Source organism: Bacillus cereus group sp. BfR-BA-01356 (assembly GCF_022663635.1).
Lineage (GTDB): Bacteria > Bacillota > Bacilli > Bacillales > Bacillaceae_G > Bacillus_A > Bacillus_A cereus.
Genome location: NZ_JAKUFX010000076.1, coordinates 11,672 through 28,722 on the forward strand (window position 1 = coordinate 11,672; position 17,051 = coordinate 28,722).

A 17,051-nucleotide genomic window follows, 5' to 3' on the forward strand; every position below is an offset into this window, starting at 1 on the left:
TTACACCACCAATTTCAAGAAAATTTCTTCTAAAGTATCGTTGCTCATTTTAAATTTAACAATGTCCACTTTATGTTCGAGTGCATTTTGCAGTAACATATTTTTGTTTATTTCGATACTTTCAACCTTCACTTTGATTTTAAGCCCAACCACTTCTACATTCTTCACATACGGTAATTTCTTTACAACTTCAATCCAATTTTGATCTTTAGTTGTTATTTCAATCATTAATTTATTTTCACGATTACGTTGTAAAAGCTCCGTAATCGTTGTGTCTTCTATTTTTGTTCCATCTTTTATAATGACAAATCGTTCACAGATTTCTTCTGCATCGCTTAAGATGTGGGTTGATAATAAAATGGTTGTATCTTTTTTTATTTCTTTAATCAGATTCAATACTTCCCGCCGGCCGATCGGATCTAATGCGGATACTGGTTCATCCATGACAATAAGCGAAGGTTTATGCAATAATGCTTGTGCAATACCAAGTCGTTGTTTCATTCCACCAGAAAATGTACTAACCTTTGCATTTTCTTCTTCCTTTAGTCCAACTTTCTCCAACATTTTTGGAATCGACTTTGACAATTCTTCTTTTTTCAACCCCGAAAGTTGGCCCATAAACGTAAGCGTTTCTCTCGCTGTCATCCAATGAAAAAAATTAGGATATTGAGGTAAATAACCAATTTCACTTTTCATTTTTGATATTTTTATCCCATTCAATAAAACTTCACCAGCAGTTGGATTAGTAATATCCGAAATTACTTTTATTAATGTGGATTTCCCTGCTCCGTTTGGTCCAATTAATCCGACGCATTCCCCTGCTTGCAGTTCCATCGAGAAATTATTCACAGCAATTTTTCCTTTAAATGATTTTGTTACATTTTTAATCTCTAATTTCATAATTTCTCACTGTCCTTTCTCCCTATAACAAAGTACAAGATAGGTCCCAATATATTAACGAAAAGAATAATTAACGTCCATACAAGTACATTTTTTCTTGTTTTTCTATGTCGATATAAATCAATGAATGCAATTAAAACTAAAAGTGCTCCCACTGCAATAACTGGTAATATAATGGGTAGAAAAGCCATAATATCAATGTCTTTAAGATCATTCAATCCATAATGTATTTTCATTGTCATCACTCCTTTTAAACCTCATTATCATTATTGATAATGATAAAACAAAAGCGGATGGATTGCAATCATTATTCTCATTATTTATAATGAGAATAAAAAACAATACATAAGGTGATATAATGAGTAATAAAGTTGAAATTTTAATGCATCCGGTAAGAATGAAAATTTGCCAAGTGTTAATGAGAAATAAAGAAGATGGGTTAACACCATTAGAAATGGTAAAAATCATTAAAAATGTACCACAAGCAACACTATATAGACAGCTACAAACTATGGTTGATTCAGGTATCGTTCATGTAATTAAAGAAAAAAAGGTAAAATCTGTTTCTGAAAAATATTACGCAATCAATGAAGAAGATGCAAAAATTGAAGGAAGTGAATGGAAAGGATTATCTGATGATGAAAAGTTAAACTACATTTCCTATTATCAGTTATCACTTATGACACAATATCAAAGTTACCTTAAGAAATTAGAGGAACAAAACAGTCAAGAAGATACTGCTACTTTTTCTGTAGTAGAATTAAAGCTAGATGAAGAACACTTTGGAAAATTTCAAAACGAACTTAACGAATTAATGATTAAATACTACAATAGCCAAAGTAAAGGCGACGAAATAGAGACTCCGGTTCGGACTGTCGCTATTACAATTATTCCAGAAACTTAAATTTACTCGATATAAAAATGCAAATCAATAATTTGAACTAAATCCTGAAAACAGGATACCTCTCAAAACACCTAAACCATCTGCTTCCTATATTCTCTTTAGGGGCTAGGTGGTTTAATTTTTCTTGAATTCACACACAAATGTAGTAATGAATGTATTACTTTTGTTATCTTTTATAAGTAAAAAGCTTCATCTTTTTAATGAAGCTTTCTATCACTTTATTAAAAAGATAATAAATTAATCGTTTCCTTTAAAACACTTCCCTTACAAAGATTGTCTGTTCATATTGGTCGAAAATTTCTTCTATAGATGAAAATAAAGTTTCTTCCGGGATGATGAACTTTATTTTTTGACCATTTTTTAACATGAAGGAAATCGTTCCATTATCATTAAAACCTGTATGAAACGTTCCTCGTTTATTTAATAGTACCTCTTCAATTATATTTATTTCAATTGAAAAGTTATTCTTTAATTGCAAGAGTTCATGTACATCGCCAGTATGTATTTTTACATCTATTTCAGTTTCTAAGTTTAATTGTTTTTTCTCAATTTTTTTGAACCAAAACAAAAACAATAGCTCTGAAATACCAGGTAATTGTTTTTTATAAGCATGTCGGCTATGAAACTGTCCGCCAATCTTTATAAAATATATACAGTCACCTGTAATAAAAACTTTATAATATATATCTGCCGTAAACATTTTAGGCTTTAAAAGATAAAAACTTTTGATCATAATTCCCCCATCAATTTTAAATGTATTTGTATAAACATTTTTAGCTAGATTTGTGCTAAAACATATTTCTCATGTAATGCAACACTATTGTATTGAATCTCCTCTCCCTTTGCAACAGTAGCTTTGAAGCCAGCTAGTAACCTTTCTCTATACTATCCCTATAAGTGCTACCCCATTTCCAACCGTTTTTCTTCTAGTATATTAAAAGCAGAATTTGATACGAGGCTCTATATCAATCTATCAATAAATTACCACTCTGTAAATATCTGAATTTTCTTTACTTTGAAGGTTATCTCCTAAACAACCTCGAATAATTGTAATACATATACATAAGGAGGTTGATCTATTTTGTTTCGTTCCTTTACAAATGGTTGCGTCGCCTTAGTGCAACGCTTCTTGCCAGAACCGTTTATTTTATCATGTTTACTAACTGTTTTCGTTATCTTCTTTGGTATGTTTGCGACTCACCAAACACCTGTAGAAATGATTAATCACTGGGGTAATGGAATTTGGGGACTCCTCGCCTTTTCTATGCAAATGGCACTTGTACTCGTGACTGGATCTGCTTTAGCAAATGCTCCTCTTATTAAAAAAGGATTAACGAAAGCTGCCAGACTACCAAAAACAACTGGACAAGGCATTATTGCCATTTCAATTGTAAGTTTACTCGGTGCATACATAAACTGGGGCTTTGGAATTGTTGTATCTGTTTTATACGCAAAAGAAGTGGCAAGGCAGCTGGACGGATTAGATTATAGACTAGCAATCGCCTCTTCTTACTCTGGATTTCTCATTTGGCATGCCGGTCTTTCTGCCTCTATCCCTCTTACGTTAGCAACAGGCGGTGAAACGTTAATTAAAACGACTGCTGGAAGTATTAAAGAGGCGATTCCAATAACAGAAACGTTATTCTCACCATACGCTCTCGTTCCAGTTATTATTTTTCTCATTACGATGCCTCTCATTAATAAAGCGATGCATCCAGATGAAAAACATACGATTACAGTAGATCCTAGCGTGTTCCATGAAGAAGCTGCTGCTCAAGAAGTAGAAAAAAATACGTTCGCTGAAAAGATGGAAAATAGCATTATTATTACACTTTGCGTTGGATTGTTAGGTCTCATTTATATTTTCAATTACTTTTATACGAAAGGTTTTAACCTTACTCTCGATATCGTGATTTTTATGTTATTAATTGCAGGTCTTATTTTCCACCGTACTCCGATTCAGTATATTCGTGCTTTTTCAGACTCTACGAAAAGTGCTTCTGGCATTTTACTTCAATTTCCGTTTTACGCAGGAATTATGGGCATGATGATTGGAGTAAATAGTGAAGGACTTTCACTTGGAGGAGCTATTTCTAATTTCTTTATTAGCATTTCAAATGAAACGACTTTTCCGCTCTTTACATTTTTAAGTGCTGGCATTGTTAACATTTTCGTTCCATCTGGCGGCGGTCAATGGGCTGTGCAAGCACCAATTATGATTCCAGCTGGCGCTGAACTTGGTGTACCTGCTGCAAAAACAGCAATGGCAATTGCATGGGGCGATGCTTGGACGAATTTAATTCAACCTTTCTGGGCATTACCAGCATTAGCGATAGCTGGTTTAGGTGCTCGTGACATTATGGGATTTTGTGTTGTGAACTTACTATATGCGGGTTTTATCATTAGTCTATGTTTCTTATTTATTTAAACGAAAAGCTAGTTTTATACTAGCTTTTTTACATAATAAATCACTTATTTCCCACGCAATTTATAATCTTCTCCCACTCTGACTCCGTAAGATGTAATGACTCAAATGCAAAAAAATCTTCGCACACTTTTTTAATTAGATGTGGATTTCCCCTCAAAAAATTCCACTGTAATACTTTAGGAAGAAAATGCATTTCATATTCTTTACTTCCCCGTACTACCTCATCAACTTCTCTTTCACAAATTCCTCTTATTAAATAATCATTTCTTAACTCTATTTGAATTTGCTGAAATGTTTCACTACATTTTTTCAATTGAAGTAAACATGTAACATACTTCCGAAAAAGTTCGCCATCATACTGAACACAGTTTATAATACGATCGACTTCATTCATAATGCACGAGCCTTTTCTTCTATTTGTAATAACCATTTCTCACGCTTTGATACTTTACTCGTTTTCACAGATTGAAACACTGACCGTTTTATATCGCGAATGCCACAAAAACGTAAAACACCTCTCTTCATTATAATCCAATCTACTGATCGATATAACAATGCGACGTACCATAGAGGCGAGTCTAACGTATTAATAACCCACGCTTTTTTCCCTTGCAATAATCCTTTCGGCAGAGCCCCTTCATATTTATAAGCAAATCCAGCTACGAAAATACGATCAATAAAACCTTTTAAAATTGCTGGCATCCCCCACCACCATATTGGATAGATGAATAAAAGTGTATCTGCTTCTTCTACTAACGTTCTATACCGAGCTGTTTCCTCTTCATTTACTAAATCGCGTCTTTTCTTCTCTTCATTAAATACGAGGACTGGATCAAATTGTTCTTTGTATAAATCAAGTACGGTAACTGAATGATTTGTTTCCTGTAGTCCTTTTTGCACATGATTGAAAATTGCCGCGTTAAAACTTGAAGGGTTAGGATGGGCATATATAATTAGTACGTTCACTACAAAACAACTCCCTCTATACGTTAAAGTTTCCCCTTCTTTAATAACTTCTCTACAATTTGTACGTTTTTCGAACTTTGCAACAATCGATTTAATAATATAAGTAACTCTTCTTTTTCTAAATCTTTCAGTTTCTCTTTAACTGCACTCTCACCAGCACCTTGCATATCATAAACAACTGCCGCCATATGTTTACAATAATTTTCATAGGGACACTCACAGTTACTTTCTGAAAAATCTTCGAGATCGATAACTACTTCATAATTCCCTGCATTTCCAGTAACGAAAGCAAACACTTTTTTATCTTGTATTTCAACATCTTCTACATGCCCATCTTCATAATATTCATATCCCTTATCTACAATGTACTTTGGGATCCATTTCGTTATATCTTTTAATAAGTAAGCGTACATAATTGTACCCCTTCCTTTAATTCCCTTTTGACTTCAAAAATCCTGCATGTTATTCTAATTACTGTTAAGTAGCAAGTCTACGTGACAAAACGACTGACACCTATTCGGCGAAGGTGTCTCTTTTCATTTGCAGCCGATATGAATTGCCTCTTTCAGGCACATTCAATTTTTGACACTACACACTCAACACCATTCCCTGTATCAGGCTGCTTTAGCAGTCTTTTACTCTACATACTCCGTTATTTTAAGAAAAAAGAGAGCTTAGCTCCCTTTTCTCGCCTTATACAATACCCCTTTTTCAGCATAGAGATATTCATCAGCTAATGTAATTTTCCCATCCAGTTTTAGTTCGTCTAATAATCTTGATAAATAAAATTGATGCAACATCTTTTTCGTGAATTTTCCTTCATGATGCGAAACGATATGTTCTTGAATATCTAACAATGATATCGGCTTATCTTGCTCTATCATATATTCATAAACTGTACTACGCAGTTTTACGTATTTTTCGAGTGTCACAGTAATGCGCAACCCCTTTCTTCTTAATATAAATTTTCGTAATCGGTTTTTTTGCAATAAAAAAACCTCTCCGATAAGAAGAAGTTACGTATATATCTTCGTCTTATCTCCCAGAACAAATATGTTCTGCTGGAATTAGCACCTGCATCGCGGTTGCTGGGTTTCATCGGGCCAGTCCCTCCACCTCTCTGGATAAGAAAATATTCACTTAATTCTTACTATACGTAATTCCACTTTAATTGTCAAACAAATATAATAAATATAACAAATTATATTTTCTTCCTTACTGTTCATACTACCCATATACGAACATGCAAGGAGGATTATGAAATGCATCAAAATGCTCGCGGATATGTACAAGATTCTTTTCAATCATTACAAGAAGCTAAAAATTGTTTAGAAGAAGCGCTCGAAACAGTTGAAAAAGATTTTAATCGCGCTCGTATTGAACAATCACTTTATGCTGTTGAACAAGCTATTCAACGTTGCGAGTACACCGTTCACATTTTAGAAAAAGATTAAAAACTTCCCATCAATTGATGGGAAGTTTTTTCAAATGGCATACTTCATAATTATTGCCGTTATGATTAAAAAATATACAGAATTAGCAATTTCTAAAATTCCTACTTTTATAATAGAAATTTTTTTGCCATACAACACAATTGCTCGAATGACACTTGGTATAAAAATAAGAGAACACCACGGATTAATCGCAAATACAATTATCGTTAATACGATATGATATCCCCAAGATATAAGACGATACTTCGGATTATTTTTTTCACGAATCATCGTTTTCACATAGAACGTACTACCTAAAAAGTATAAAAATGAAATAAGTGCAATAAATATAGCTGTATGATCGATTTGCTTCATTGAAAAGTAATAACTAATTAATCCACCGATACAAAACACAATAATCGCACAAATATCATTTAATAGTGCTCTTTCATTTTTTTGACGAGCGTAATACATATTCACTATAAATAATGGAATCATTACTATTACGAATAAAAGAATTCGCCACTCATATAATAAAGAAATCGTCCCAAATAGGAACGTAATAATAAAATAAACAATGGCAGCTTGTAAAAACTCTTTTTTTCGTCTTTGCTTTATGTACGTAAGAAATGGATACGTGGCTAAATAGATAAAGAACCACGCTAAAAACAATGGAATATGATAAATAGTAGGTTTCCCAAGTATGACACTTAATAAAAAAGGAATAACAAGCATAGCCCATGCACCATGTTGCTTCGGAATAACTAACTTCATTAACTATACACCTCCCTTTTGAAAAAAGTTCTCACCTACAATTATACAAATAATTTTATATAATAGCGGATGCATATTGAATCGATTTTTTGACAAAAAAATGCTCCTTACATTATGTAAGAAGCATGAAAGAGGCAAACGAATATGTAAGTCGCGACCCTACCTTATATGAGTATGCTTTTCTATGTCACGTTATGCTCATCTAATATACCGTATTTCTTTTTAAATCTTGTAAGAATCGTAATCCATGAAGTACTAAATAGTAATAAGAAAATAACATTCGAAATCGCATGGCTCAAATCAAAGTAAAAACTTGCGATATAATACGAAATGACAGTTTCCCATGTTGCTTCTCGTATAAAACCGAGAAGGCCCCAGAAATTCATAATCCAGCCAAATAAAAAGCCAACAATTACTCCGTAAAGAAGTCTCCCCCATAGCTTTTTCATAAAAAATGTATTACGAAGTAAACCTGCTATAAAACCAATCATGCCCCACGAAAACATTTGCCACGGTGTCCATGGACCTTGTCCCAAAAAAATATTAGATACGATTGCTGCTGTAGCACCAATCATAAAACCAGTTTCACTTCCAAATACAATTGCAGAAACGATAATGACAAAAGAAGTTGGTTGTACACTTGGTAAAATAGAAAATGGTACCCGGCTTACTGCTGCAATTGCCGCTAATACAGCAACGAGAACAATTTCACGTGAAACAAACGCCTTTCTTTCAAAACGGATATAGAAAGGTAACATAATAACCGCTAATATAAACAAACTACTTAACATGTAATAACCGTCCATGACAAGTGTCGTAAAGAGTAATGTGCCGATTATTACTGCAAAGATACATATTATGAATGCAACATATCGTTTGGACAAGCTTCGTACACATCCTCCCACGTTAATGCATATGGCAATTCTTTTCGAATGAATCGATTAATAGATGTTGTATAAAAGAAGTTGCCGCTAAAAAATTCTTTCGGTGCATCATTCATAATGACTGTTCCATCAAATAACATCATACATTGATCCACGTATTTCGCTGCAAACTCAATATCATGCGTTGCCATTACAATTGTTGTACCTTCTTTTTGTAGCTTCCTAAATAGCTCTCCTACTCTTTCTTTCTTCCATGGATCTAATCCCTTTGTCGGTTCATCCAGTAATAATAAAGTCGGCTTTGATAACAACGTCGTACATAACGCAAGTAATTGTTGCTCTCCTCCGCTACAATCGTGCGGATGGCGTTCTTTAAGCGAATACAACCAAAACTGTTTTAGCGTATCTTCTGCTATTTCTTTTCCTTGTTCTCCATATAATTCACGCGCACGTTCATAAACCTCGTCCCATACTGTATCAAATGTAAAATGGTAATACGGATGCTGCGATACATACCCAATACTTTTAAACCGTTCTTTCGAATCGATTTTATGTATCACTTTTCCGTTCCACTTTACTTTTCCTCTTCTCGCTTTTTGTAATCCTGCTAAAATCGTTAACAGTGTAGACTTACCTGTACCGTTCTTCCCAACGAGCGCTACCCATTTTCCTTTTTCAATCGAAACTGATAAATCACGTAAAATAAGCGGACTATTTTTTTCATATTGGAACGAAATATGCTCTGCGCTTAAAATTACCTCTTGCTTTTCACTTTGTGCTATTGGGTCATTTACATATGATATCGCTGCAAAATCATTCATTTTCATTTGCGCCTCTCGCACTGTAAACGGAATATCTCTCACATTCCACTCTAAAAATAGCCTTGGAATTTGCGGAATAAATGGACGGAATGTTTCTACTCCCCACATATCCGTAATAACAATTTTAGGACTACCATCATACATAATACGGCCATTATCCATACAAACAACGCGTGTTGCAAGCGGGATAACTTCATCTAAACGATGTTCACTTAAAATAATCGTAATTCCAAGTTCTTCATTAATCCGTTTTAATAATCCTAAAAACTCTTTTGCAGCGATTGGATCTAACTGCGCTGTCGGTTCATCTAATAATAGCAATTTCGGCTGCATAACTAATACCGCAGCTAAATTGACAAGCTGCTTCTGCCCACCAGATAATGTATGAACAGATTGATGCAATAAATCTTGAAATCCTAAAAAGCTAATAAGCTCTGCTATTCTTTTTTGAATAATATGTGATGGTAATCCTATATTTTCTAAAGAAAATGCTAATTCTTGAATCACTGTATCCATAACGATCTGGTTTTCTGGGTTTTGAAATACCATCCCAATTTCTTGGGCAGATAACAAATCAGCTACTTCCTCTATTAAAACACCCTCATAAAATATCTCTCCAGAACGCGTACCAATTGGAAGTAACTCCTTTTTAAAATGTTTTAATAACGTCGTCTTCCCAGATCCCGATCCTCCAGCAAGTGCAATAAACTCACCTTTTTGAACAGAAAGAGAAATATGCTGTAACGCGTATTCGTTTTCATCAGTATATACAAATGATAAATTGTTTATTTCTGCATGCGCCACCATATCCATTCTCTCCCTTCCATCATAATTGGTAAACTAATAAACAGTGTAAATAATACAAACATCATTCCATCGTATTGCTGGAATAAAATAGATTCGACTTTCGGATAAATAATCAATTTCCCTCCGCCATAATTACTACATACAATAGCAGCTATAAATAAAATGATTAAATAACTGAGCGTATACCAATCACGCCTCTCCATTCTATAGCGAATATACGTCGTACGCTTCGTTACACCAAATCCACGAGCTTGCATAGAATCTGCCGTTTGCAGTGCATCTTCTAATGAACAAATTAATAATACTTGCAGCAATTGCATACCATTTTTGACGCGTTCAATTATCGAACCTGAATCTACCTGCACACCTTTCGTTTTTTGGACGAGTGTGATTTTCTTTAATCGTCTTATAAACAAAGGAACAAATCTCACTGTAATCATCGTTAACAATGCAACTTTCGGTGAAATTCTTGAAAACAAATATAAAAATTTATGACTGGAAATAATATCATTGTATGACGCAAACGTAAACATAACTGCAACTAGTAATAACCCCATTACTATTCCAAACATAATCGCCTCAAGCTTAATACGGCTATCACCTAACCAAAATAACGTAGTTCGACCTCTATGCGTTAATAACGAATTAAATAAAATTACCATAAAAAAGAAAACAATTGTGCTCGGTAGCATCTTTCTTATCTTTTCGCTATTTCCTTGCATCACATTTAACATAATAATTAATACTATTGCTCCAATTAAAAAAAGAGGATGAAGACACATCGTACATAGTATCATCACCCCGATATAATAGAAAAAATTCACAAAAGGATGTAAAGAAGAAAAACTTATTTTCATAGCCCTTTACCGAATGCCTTTCTTATTGTAATACGTATACCCACTCAATTGTATCTCCTGGTTTTACCGTAACTACACCAGCACTATGGTTTGGAAAAGCACCGTTCACACGATATTTCCAACCACTAGTATCCGAAATATCTTTTTCATATAAATCATTAATACCTTTTACATAAATACTATCTCTAGATCCGCTTGCATCAACATCTAATCCTGTACGTTGCAATACTTTATACACTGTATCGCCTTCTTGTACATCCATCTTTTTCGCACCCATTATATATCCGTTATTTCCTTTTACCGAGATTGTTACTTGTTTTGCTTGTGGTTTAGGCGGTGGAACCGGATCTGGTTTTCGTTGTTCAGAATTTGGAACGGTCGGAGTCGGTATCGTTTTCTCCGCTTTATTCGGATCTTCTTTTTGCTCCTGCTTCGGTGTTTCTTTCGGCTGATTCACAACCTTTGCTTCTTCTTTTACTTCTGGTGCTTTCGGTTGTTGTTTCTCTTCTTGTGCTTGTTGCTGCTCTGGTTGCTTATTTACAGCCGGCTGTTCTTTCGGTTGTTCCTGTTGTTTCTCTGCTTTCTTTACCTCTGGTTGTGCCTGCGGCTTTTCCTCTTTCGGCTTCTCTTCTACTTTTTGTTCTTGTTTCTCTTTCTGTTCTTCTTGCTGCTTTTGCTCTGATTCAGCTTGCTTTTCTTCTGTTTTTTCTTCCGGCTTCACTTCATCTTTTTGTTCTTCTTGTTTCGCTACCTCTTCTTGCTTCGGTTCTACCTTCTTCTCAGGCTTTACAGCTGCCTCTTCACATCCGGCAAGTAGCCCGAGCGAAAGCAGTAAAGAAATGAACCATTTCACCTTACTCATCCTATCTCTCACCTTTCATACGAAAATTAGGAGCAAATAATTGCTCCTAATTTTTTGTTAAGCTGCTTTACGTCTCCATAATACATATGCAGAAGCAATACATAATACACCCATACCTACTTCTGTTGCTGCACCATGAGAAGATGCTCCTGTTTTTGGTAGACTGTTACCGTTTCCGATTTTTTTATTCTTAACCGGTTCGTTATCTACAACTACTTTTAGATTTTCATCTTTTGTTTCTTGTTGTACTTGTTTTTGTTCTTTCGGTTCTTCAGTAACTTCTTTTTCTACTACATTATTTTCTGGTTCAACGACCTTTTCTGGCTCTTCAATCGGTTTTGGCTTAATTACATTACCAGCGTCTACATTAGACCAATCATAAATAGATTTTCCCATTTCCTTAAATTGAAGTAATGCTAAAAGAGCCTGTTCTGTAGCCATTCCGTTACCATTTTGATCACTTGGTAACCATTTAAATTCACCATTTGAAAGTTGATATGATAATAGGTTTTGCATTGCCTTATGAAGACGGTTTTGATCTACATCTTTAACAAGCGATAATCCAATAATTGCTTGCGCAGTACTATTTGAATTTTCTTGTCCATCAGCTGAAAAACCACCATTTTTCAGCTGTTCGTTATATAAATACGCAACAGCTTTTTGTATAGCTGGTTTCACATCTGATCGCTCTTGATAAGGAGCTAATGCTGATAAAACCATACCTGTTACATCAACGCTACTAGCACTATCTTTACTACCTGAACTATTATAAGTCCATCCACCGTCTGTATGCTGATTATTTAATAGTGCTTCCACTAGAGCAACTCTGTTCCATTTTGATTCAACTGGAATCTCATACTTCTTCGTATCAAATGCAAGTAAAGCAAATGCATAACCTGTAACAGAATTCACTTTATCTGACTCATACAATTTTTGAACTAAATTATGTCCACCTACATTTTTAGGGTCTGCACTCATTGCATTCATCATAATAATTGTTCTAGCTAAATCTGTCGCTGAAAAACGATTAATGCGCTTTTCTACTTTTTCAGTTACTGACTTAACATAATTTAATTTTGCCTCAATTGGCACATTCTTTCCAGAACGAGAAAGCGCTACAGCTACCCAGTCACTTTCAATTCCATCTTGTAACATTTTTTCAGATGTTTTTGAGATTGCTTCCTCTAATTGCTTCGCTGGAATTTGAACATTCTCTTGCTTTGGTTTTTCTGGTTTTTTACTATCTTGGTCACCTTGGTTTTCCCCATCTAGCGTTTTACCGTCTTGGTCACCTTGGTTTTTCCCATCTGGCGTTTTACCATCTTGATCACCTTGGTTTTTCCCATCTGGCGTTTTATCATCTTGACCTTCTGATTTTGGTTCTTCTGGTTTGCCGCCGTCAGGTTCTTCTGTTTTACACGTTCCGAACTTATCTAACGTTTCTTTCAATGTTTCCTGGCTTATATTGCTCCAGTCTGAAACAAAACGAAAGACAACAACGTCTCCAGATTTTAATTTATAACTATCTGCTCCGACTTCTGCAGACTGATCATTTACATCATACAGCCAAGCACTTGTAGCCCCGGCCATTAAACCATCGATGCCTTTTACATATGTTCCAAACGACATCGTTTCAGATTCTACTTTGTCCCCCATGACCTTTTGCAGCAAACTTAAAGCTGTTTCCCCATCTTTAATTTGCTCTTCTTTCGGACATAACATAATGCCTTTTTGTGATTCCCCAATAATTGCAAGTTTTGCTGTATTTCCTTCAGCAAACGTAATATGTACTGTATTCGCAAAAGAAACAAATACAAGTGTCACTGCCATTAACGACGTAAGCAGCCATTTTTTCAACATTGCCATCCCAAAATTTCCTCCCTTACTACCATTTACACAAAAAAAGGCCCTTCAAGGGCGTGCGATTGACACTCTCTTTTTGTAAGTGTCGAACAAAAATGTACAACACCTCCTACCCGCATCATTCGCGGCTATATTTGTATAGGAAAAATAATTTTGTTTATGAACGTATCATTGTGATAACATTCACTTTTCTTGGCACAACTTACTCCCATTTAAGTTATCGTAAAACGATAAACCTATACATTCTGTAAATTTTAAATTTCTGTATTATTTTACTATTGACAAAGAATTTTGTCCATGCTTTATCGGATTTATTTTCTAAGAATAATAACTTATTAACTCTTAACGATGTAAACTCTTTTCACTAATAATGACGCCATCTTCATCCGCATAGACATATTCATTTGGATTCCATTCTACTTGTCCAAAGTGCAATGAAATATTTCGTTCTCCTTTTCCTTCTTTCACACTTCTATTTGGCATCGTTCCTAACGCTAAAATACCAATATTAATATTCTTTAGTTCACTAGAATCACGAACATACCCATTCACAATAATTCCTGCTAGCTTTCTTTCTTCCGCAATAGCTGCCAAATTATCACCGAGTAACGCACAATTCGTAGACGCTCCGCCATCAATAACTAATACTGTTCCTTCTGGTAATGTTTGCAATCCTTCCTTCACTAGTACATTATCATCTTTCACTTTTACAGTTGCAATTTTCCCGTGGAATTGTTCTTTCTTCCCAAAAGACCGAAAAGACTGGCGACATATTTGTAATTCCTTTTCAAATTCATCACATAGATCAGTAGTTTTCCACATCTTGTTCCCTCTTTTCCTTTTTCTTTCTACATAACATATTCTTGGCTTATTATCGTTTCCCTGTCTAATATTGCAATAATTTGTATGTACGGGAAAGGATACAAAAACTATTGCCTTAAGAAGCTACCTTTATTATAATCTATTTCACAGATTAAATTCAGAATATTAAAAATTAACCAAGTAAAGAAGGAGGGATTTTATGCAAATACAAACTGAGGCAAAAAAACAACCTAGTAAACCAAAGTTTAAAATGCCTGATGCGTACGTACTACTATTTTTTATTGCCTTACTTTGCGCCATTGCTACGTACTTCGTTCCTGCTGGAGAATTTAAAAGGGTTACAAACGGGACCGTTACAACGACAATACCAGGTAGCTACCATTCTGTTCCGCAATCACCCGTAGGATTTGTTTCTTTTTTTACCGCTATTGAAAAAGGAATGACACTTGCTGCTCCTATTATCTTTCTAATTTTATTTACAGGTGGAGCCATTGCAATTCTTGAAAAAACAGGTGCTCTTGACGGTTTAATCTATCATGTTATTAACAAATTTCGTAATCAGCAATTACTTTTCATTTGTATAGTTGCTGCGCTTTTTTCTATTCTTGGAACGACTGGTATTATCGTTAACTCAGTTATCGGTTTTATCCCCATCGGCATCATCGTTGCACGCACGTTAAAATGGGACGCTATCGTCGGTGTAGCAATTATTTATTTAGGTACTTATGCTGGTTTTAATGCTACTATTTTATCTCCCTCACCTTTAGGCATTTCACAAAAGATCGCAGAACTTCCGATGTTTTCGGGAATTGGTTTACGCACAGCAATTTATATATCTTTTTTACTTGCTACCATTCTATATATAAATTGGTATGTAAAGCGCTTGAAAAAATCGAATAAAGGAAGCATCCTTGGCGACAACTGGTTTCCAAGTAACGCTCTTTCAAGCGAAAAAGAAGCAGAGAAAAAGGAAGTTCCTTGGACGATACGTCATAAATTAATTTTACTCGTTTCAGCTTTATCATTAATTGCATTTTTAATAGGCGCTTTTCGTCTACATTGGACGGACGCAGAAATGACCGCTACTTTTATTTTCATAGCAATTACAGCCGGAATAATAGGTGGCATGAAAGCAAACGATATCGCTTCTACTTTTCTAACTGGCTGCCAAAACCTTATCTACGGTGCTTTAATTGTCGGAATGGCTCGCTGTATTTCAGTCATTTTAGAACAAGGAAAATTGCTTGATACAATTGTTAACCAACTCGCACAAGCTCTCGAAGGACAAAACCCTGTATTTGGTGTTATCGGCATGTATGTGAGTAGTGCCGCATTACATTTCCTCATTTCATCCGGGACAGGAGAATCGGTTATTTTTATTCCGATATTAGCTCCATTAGCTGATTTTATGCACATTACACGCCAAGTTACAGTACAAGCTGTTATGCTCGGAGAAGGTGTAGTAAACTGCTTAAATCCAACTTCCGGTGTTTTAATGGGCGTTCTCGCAGCAAGCGGGATTTCTTATGGAAAATGGATTCGTTTCATGGCTCCACTTGCACTCATTTGGTTTATCATTGGACTTGTTTTTCTTATTGTTGGGGTGAATATTGAGTGGGGACCTTACTAAATACTTAACTAGATAAATAAGTACTATCGTTCCATATAAATATCTATTCTATTTCCCTCACTAGTCCTATAAAAATCATTTATTCTAGTAAAAATATAAGAAGGGATTGATCATAATGATCAATCCCTTTTATCAAAATATAATACCTTTAAAAATCTTAGTTCCAGATTTTATTTACCCATTCTGGATGATCAATAAAAGGATTGCGGTTATGTTGATATTTTGTAAAAATCACTTCATTACGCTTTCGCTCTAAATCATCGACCGGGTCTTGTTCATTCCATTTTAATAAGACAGATAGTTTCCCCATGTATGGATCTTTATTGTTATTCACTTTTTCATTTAGTTCTAAATCTATTTCGCCGTTGTCTCCCTCGTAACGAACAGCCATATAAAACAGCATTCTAGCAATATCTCCCTTTACACTATCACGAGGTTCCCAAGAATCACTATCATATTTACATTCTGTCGCTTCAGAATGATTCACACCACCATTATCAAAATCTAGATTTCCACGTGAACTATTTACAGATATATCCGTCGCTCTTAAATGATGTAGATCTGTTCCAGGTCCTGCAGTCGTTCCAAAGTCACCGTGAGATTTTGCCCAAACATGCTCTCGGTTCCAGTTATTTACTCCTGATCCATTCGTAAGTTTCCCTTGCGAACGACCAGTATATAAGAGTATCACATTATTTTTATTATTTGGATCTTCATCAGTATCTCTTATTGCTTCCCAAACCGCACTGTATGATAGCTTTGTATGATTATCAATAATATTATGCAGTTCCTTCTTTAATTCTAACCCCGTTTTTCCTATTGCGTTATTATAATATGTATCATCATAATTTTTCACAATAATCTCTTGTGCTGATGCAGAAGCTACTTCACCGTGTATAGTATCTGTGAATGATAGAGATGCAGAACCTAAAATAAAAAATGAAGACAGTGTAACCATAGCAATCTTTGTATTTCGAAACTTCATATACCCATTCCCCTCGTATATTAATATTTAAGCCCTATCTCAGGCTTAGTTTTACTCTCTAATAAGAGTCCAGTAATAAAGAAAATACTTGGACGTCTCAAGATATTTCTAGATA

Annotated in this window: 19 protein-coding genes and 1 riboswitch; of the genes, 4 read left to right on the forward strand and 15 right to left on the reverse strand. The window is 34.8% G+C overall.

Annotated elements, in window-relative coordinates:
- Together MR168_RS21720 and MR168_RS21725 are read right to left on the reverse strand one after the other, a co-directional pair.
- The gene (locus MR168_RS21720) at nt 1-900 is read right to left on the reverse strand and encodes an ABC transporter ATP-binding protein (protein WP_016122861.1); all 900 of its coding nucleotides are present in this window, start codon (nt 898-900) and stop codon (nt 1-3) included.
- On the reverse strand, nt 897-1,136 hold the full coding sequence (locus tag MR168_RS21725) for a PLD nuclease N-terminal domain-containing protein (protein WP_000690914.1): 240 nt from the start codon (nt 1,134-1,136) through the stop codon (nt 897-899). The genes MR168_RS21720 and MR168_RS21725 overlap by 4 nt, the downstream gene beginning before the upstream one ends.
- Before the next feature lie 122 nt (nt 1,137-1,258).
- Between MR168_RS21725 and MR168_RS21730 the strand changes: the two genes are divergently transcribed.
- Nucleotides 1,259-1,804, forward strand: a complete 546-nt coding sequence (locus MR168_RS21730; RefSeq protein ID WP_049108471.1) for a transcriptional regulator — start codon at nt 1,259-1,261, stop codon at nt 1,802-1,804.
- A 250-nt stretch (nt 1,805-2,054) separates the two neighbouring features.
- Here MR168_RS21730 and MR168_RS21735 read toward each other — a convergent pair whose 3' ends face one another.
- Nucleotides 2,055-2,537 (reverse strand): hypothetical protein, encoded by a 483-nt coding sequence (locus tag MR168_RS21735; protein WP_000597308.1) that lies wholly within the window; start codon nt 2,535-2,537, stop codon nt 2,055-2,057.
- 348 nt (nt 2,538-2,885) lie between these two features.
- On the opposite strand from MR168_RS21735, the gene MR168_RS21740 reads away from it, so the two are divergent.
- Complete coding sequence (locus tag MR168_RS21740) at nt 2,886-4,232, forward strand: short-chain fatty acid transporter (RefSeq protein WP_000490031.1); 1,347 nt, start codon at nt 2,886-2,888, stop codon at nt 4,230-4,232.
- A gap of 40 nt (nt 4,233-4,272) precedes the next feature.
- Here the strand turns inward: MR168_RS21740 and MR168_RS21745 are convergent, their stop codons facing one another.
- The 4 genes from MR168_RS21745 to MR168_RS21760 form a co-directional block, all read right to left on the reverse strand.
- Nucleotides 4,273-4,626, reverse strand: a complete 354-nt coding sequence (locus tag MR168_RS21745; protein WP_001006474.1) for a hypothetical protein — start codon at nt 4,624-4,626, stop codon at nt 4,273-4,275.
- A complete protein-coding gene (locus MR168_RS21750) occupies nt 4,623-5,198 on the reverse strand; it encodes an NAD(P)H-dependent oxidoreductase (RefSeq protein WP_001101573.1) in 576 nt (191 codons plus the stop codon). The genes MR168_RS21745 and MR168_RS21750 overlap by 4 nt, the downstream gene beginning before the upstream one ends.
- A gap of 23 nt (nt 5,199-5,221) precedes the next feature.
- The gene (locus MR168_RS21755; protein WP_000271527.1) at nt 5,222-5,611 is read right to left on the reverse strand and encodes an SWIM zinc finger family protein; all 390 of its coding nucleotides are present in this window, start codon (nt 5,609-5,611) and stop codon (nt 5,222-5,224) included.
- A gap of 261 nt (nt 5,612-5,872) precedes the next feature.
- On the reverse strand, nt 5,873-6,130 hold the full coding sequence (locus MR168_RS21760; protein WP_000171476.1) for a hypothetical protein: 258 nt from the start codon (nt 6,128-6,130) through the stop codon (nt 5,873-5,875).
- Nucleotides 6,131-6,230: 100 nt separating this feature from the next.
- Nucleotides 6,231-6,329, reverse strand: a riboswitch (SAM riboswitch).
- 131 nt (nt 6,330-6,460) lie between these two features.
- On the opposite strand from MR168_RS21760, the gene MR168_RS21765 reads away from it, so the two are divergent.
- Nucleotides 6,461-6,652 (forward strand): hypothetical protein, encoded by a 192-nt coding sequence (locus tag MR168_RS21765; protein WP_000554032.1) that lies wholly within the window; start codon nt 6,461-6,463, stop codon nt 6,650-6,652.
- A gap of 30 nt (nt 6,653-6,682) precedes the next feature.
- Here MR168_RS21765 and MR168_RS21770 read toward each other — a convergent pair whose 3' ends face one another.
- The 7 genes from MR168_RS21770 to rraA form a co-directional block, all read right to left on the reverse strand.
- The gene (locus tag MR168_RS21770) at nt 6,683-7,405 is read right to left on the reverse strand and encodes a YwiC-like family protein (protein ID WP_086411552.1); all 723 of its coding nucleotides are present in this window, start codon (nt 7,403-7,405) and stop codon (nt 6,683-6,685) included.
- A 182-nt stretch (nt 7,406-7,587) separates the two neighbouring features.
- On the reverse strand, nt 7,588-8,289 hold the full coding sequence (locus MR168_RS21775; protein WP_000044901.1) for an ECF transporter S component: 702 nt from the start codon (nt 8,287-8,289) through the stop codon (nt 7,588-7,590).
- Entirely contained in the window at nt 8,262-9,923 is a 1,662-nt protein-coding gene (locus MR168_RS21780; RefSeq protein WP_103597417.1) for an ABC transporter ATP-binding protein, read from the reverse strand. Before MR168_RS21780 ends, MR168_RS21775 begins: the two co-directional genes overlap by 28 nt.
- Nucleotides 9,896-10,774 (reverse strand): energy-coupling factor transporter transmembrane component T, encoded by an 879-nt coding sequence (locus MR168_RS21785; RefSeq protein WP_002178524.1) that lies wholly within the window; start codon nt 10,772-10,774, stop codon nt 9,896-9,898. The genes MR168_RS21780 and MR168_RS21785 overlap by 28 nt, the downstream gene beginning before the upstream one ends.
- A gap of 22 nt (nt 10,775-10,796) precedes the next feature.
- On the reverse strand, nt 10,797-11,636 hold the full coding sequence (locus MR168_RS21790) for a DUF4430 domain-containing protein (protein WP_086411550.1): 840 nt from the start codon (nt 11,634-11,636) through the stop codon (nt 10,797-10,799).
- 57 nt (nt 11,637-11,693) lie between these two features.
- Nucleotides 11,694-13,502, reverse strand: a complete 1,809-nt coding sequence (locus MR168_RS21795) for a DUF4430 domain-containing protein (protein WP_242291478.1) — start codon at nt 13,500-13,502, stop codon at nt 11,694-11,696.
- 339 nt (nt 13,503-13,841) lie between these two features.
- On the reverse strand, nt 13,842-14,321 hold the full coding sequence (gene rraA, locus MR168_RS21800; RefSeq protein WP_086411548.1) for a ribonuclease E activity regulator RraA: 480 nt from the start codon (nt 14,319-14,321) through the stop codon (nt 13,842-13,844).
- 199 nt (nt 14,322-14,520) lie between these two features.
- Here rraA and MR168_RS21805 point away from each other — a divergent pair, with 199 nt between their 5' ends.
- Entirely contained in the window at nt 14,521-15,951 is a 1,431-nt protein-coding gene (locus MR168_RS21805) for a YfcC family protein (RefSeq protein ID WP_001166965.1), read from the forward strand.
- Nucleotides 15,952-16,108: 157 nt separating this feature from the next.
- Here the strand turns inward: MR168_RS21805 and MR168_RS21810 are convergent, their stop codons facing one another.
- Nucleotides 16,109-16,936, reverse strand: coding sequence for an endonuclease I family protein (locus MR168_RS21810; RefSeq protein WP_242291479.1), 828 nt, complete (start codon nt 16,934-16,936; stop codon nt 16,109-16,111).
- Nucleotides 16,937-17,051 lie beyond the last annotated feature (115 nt).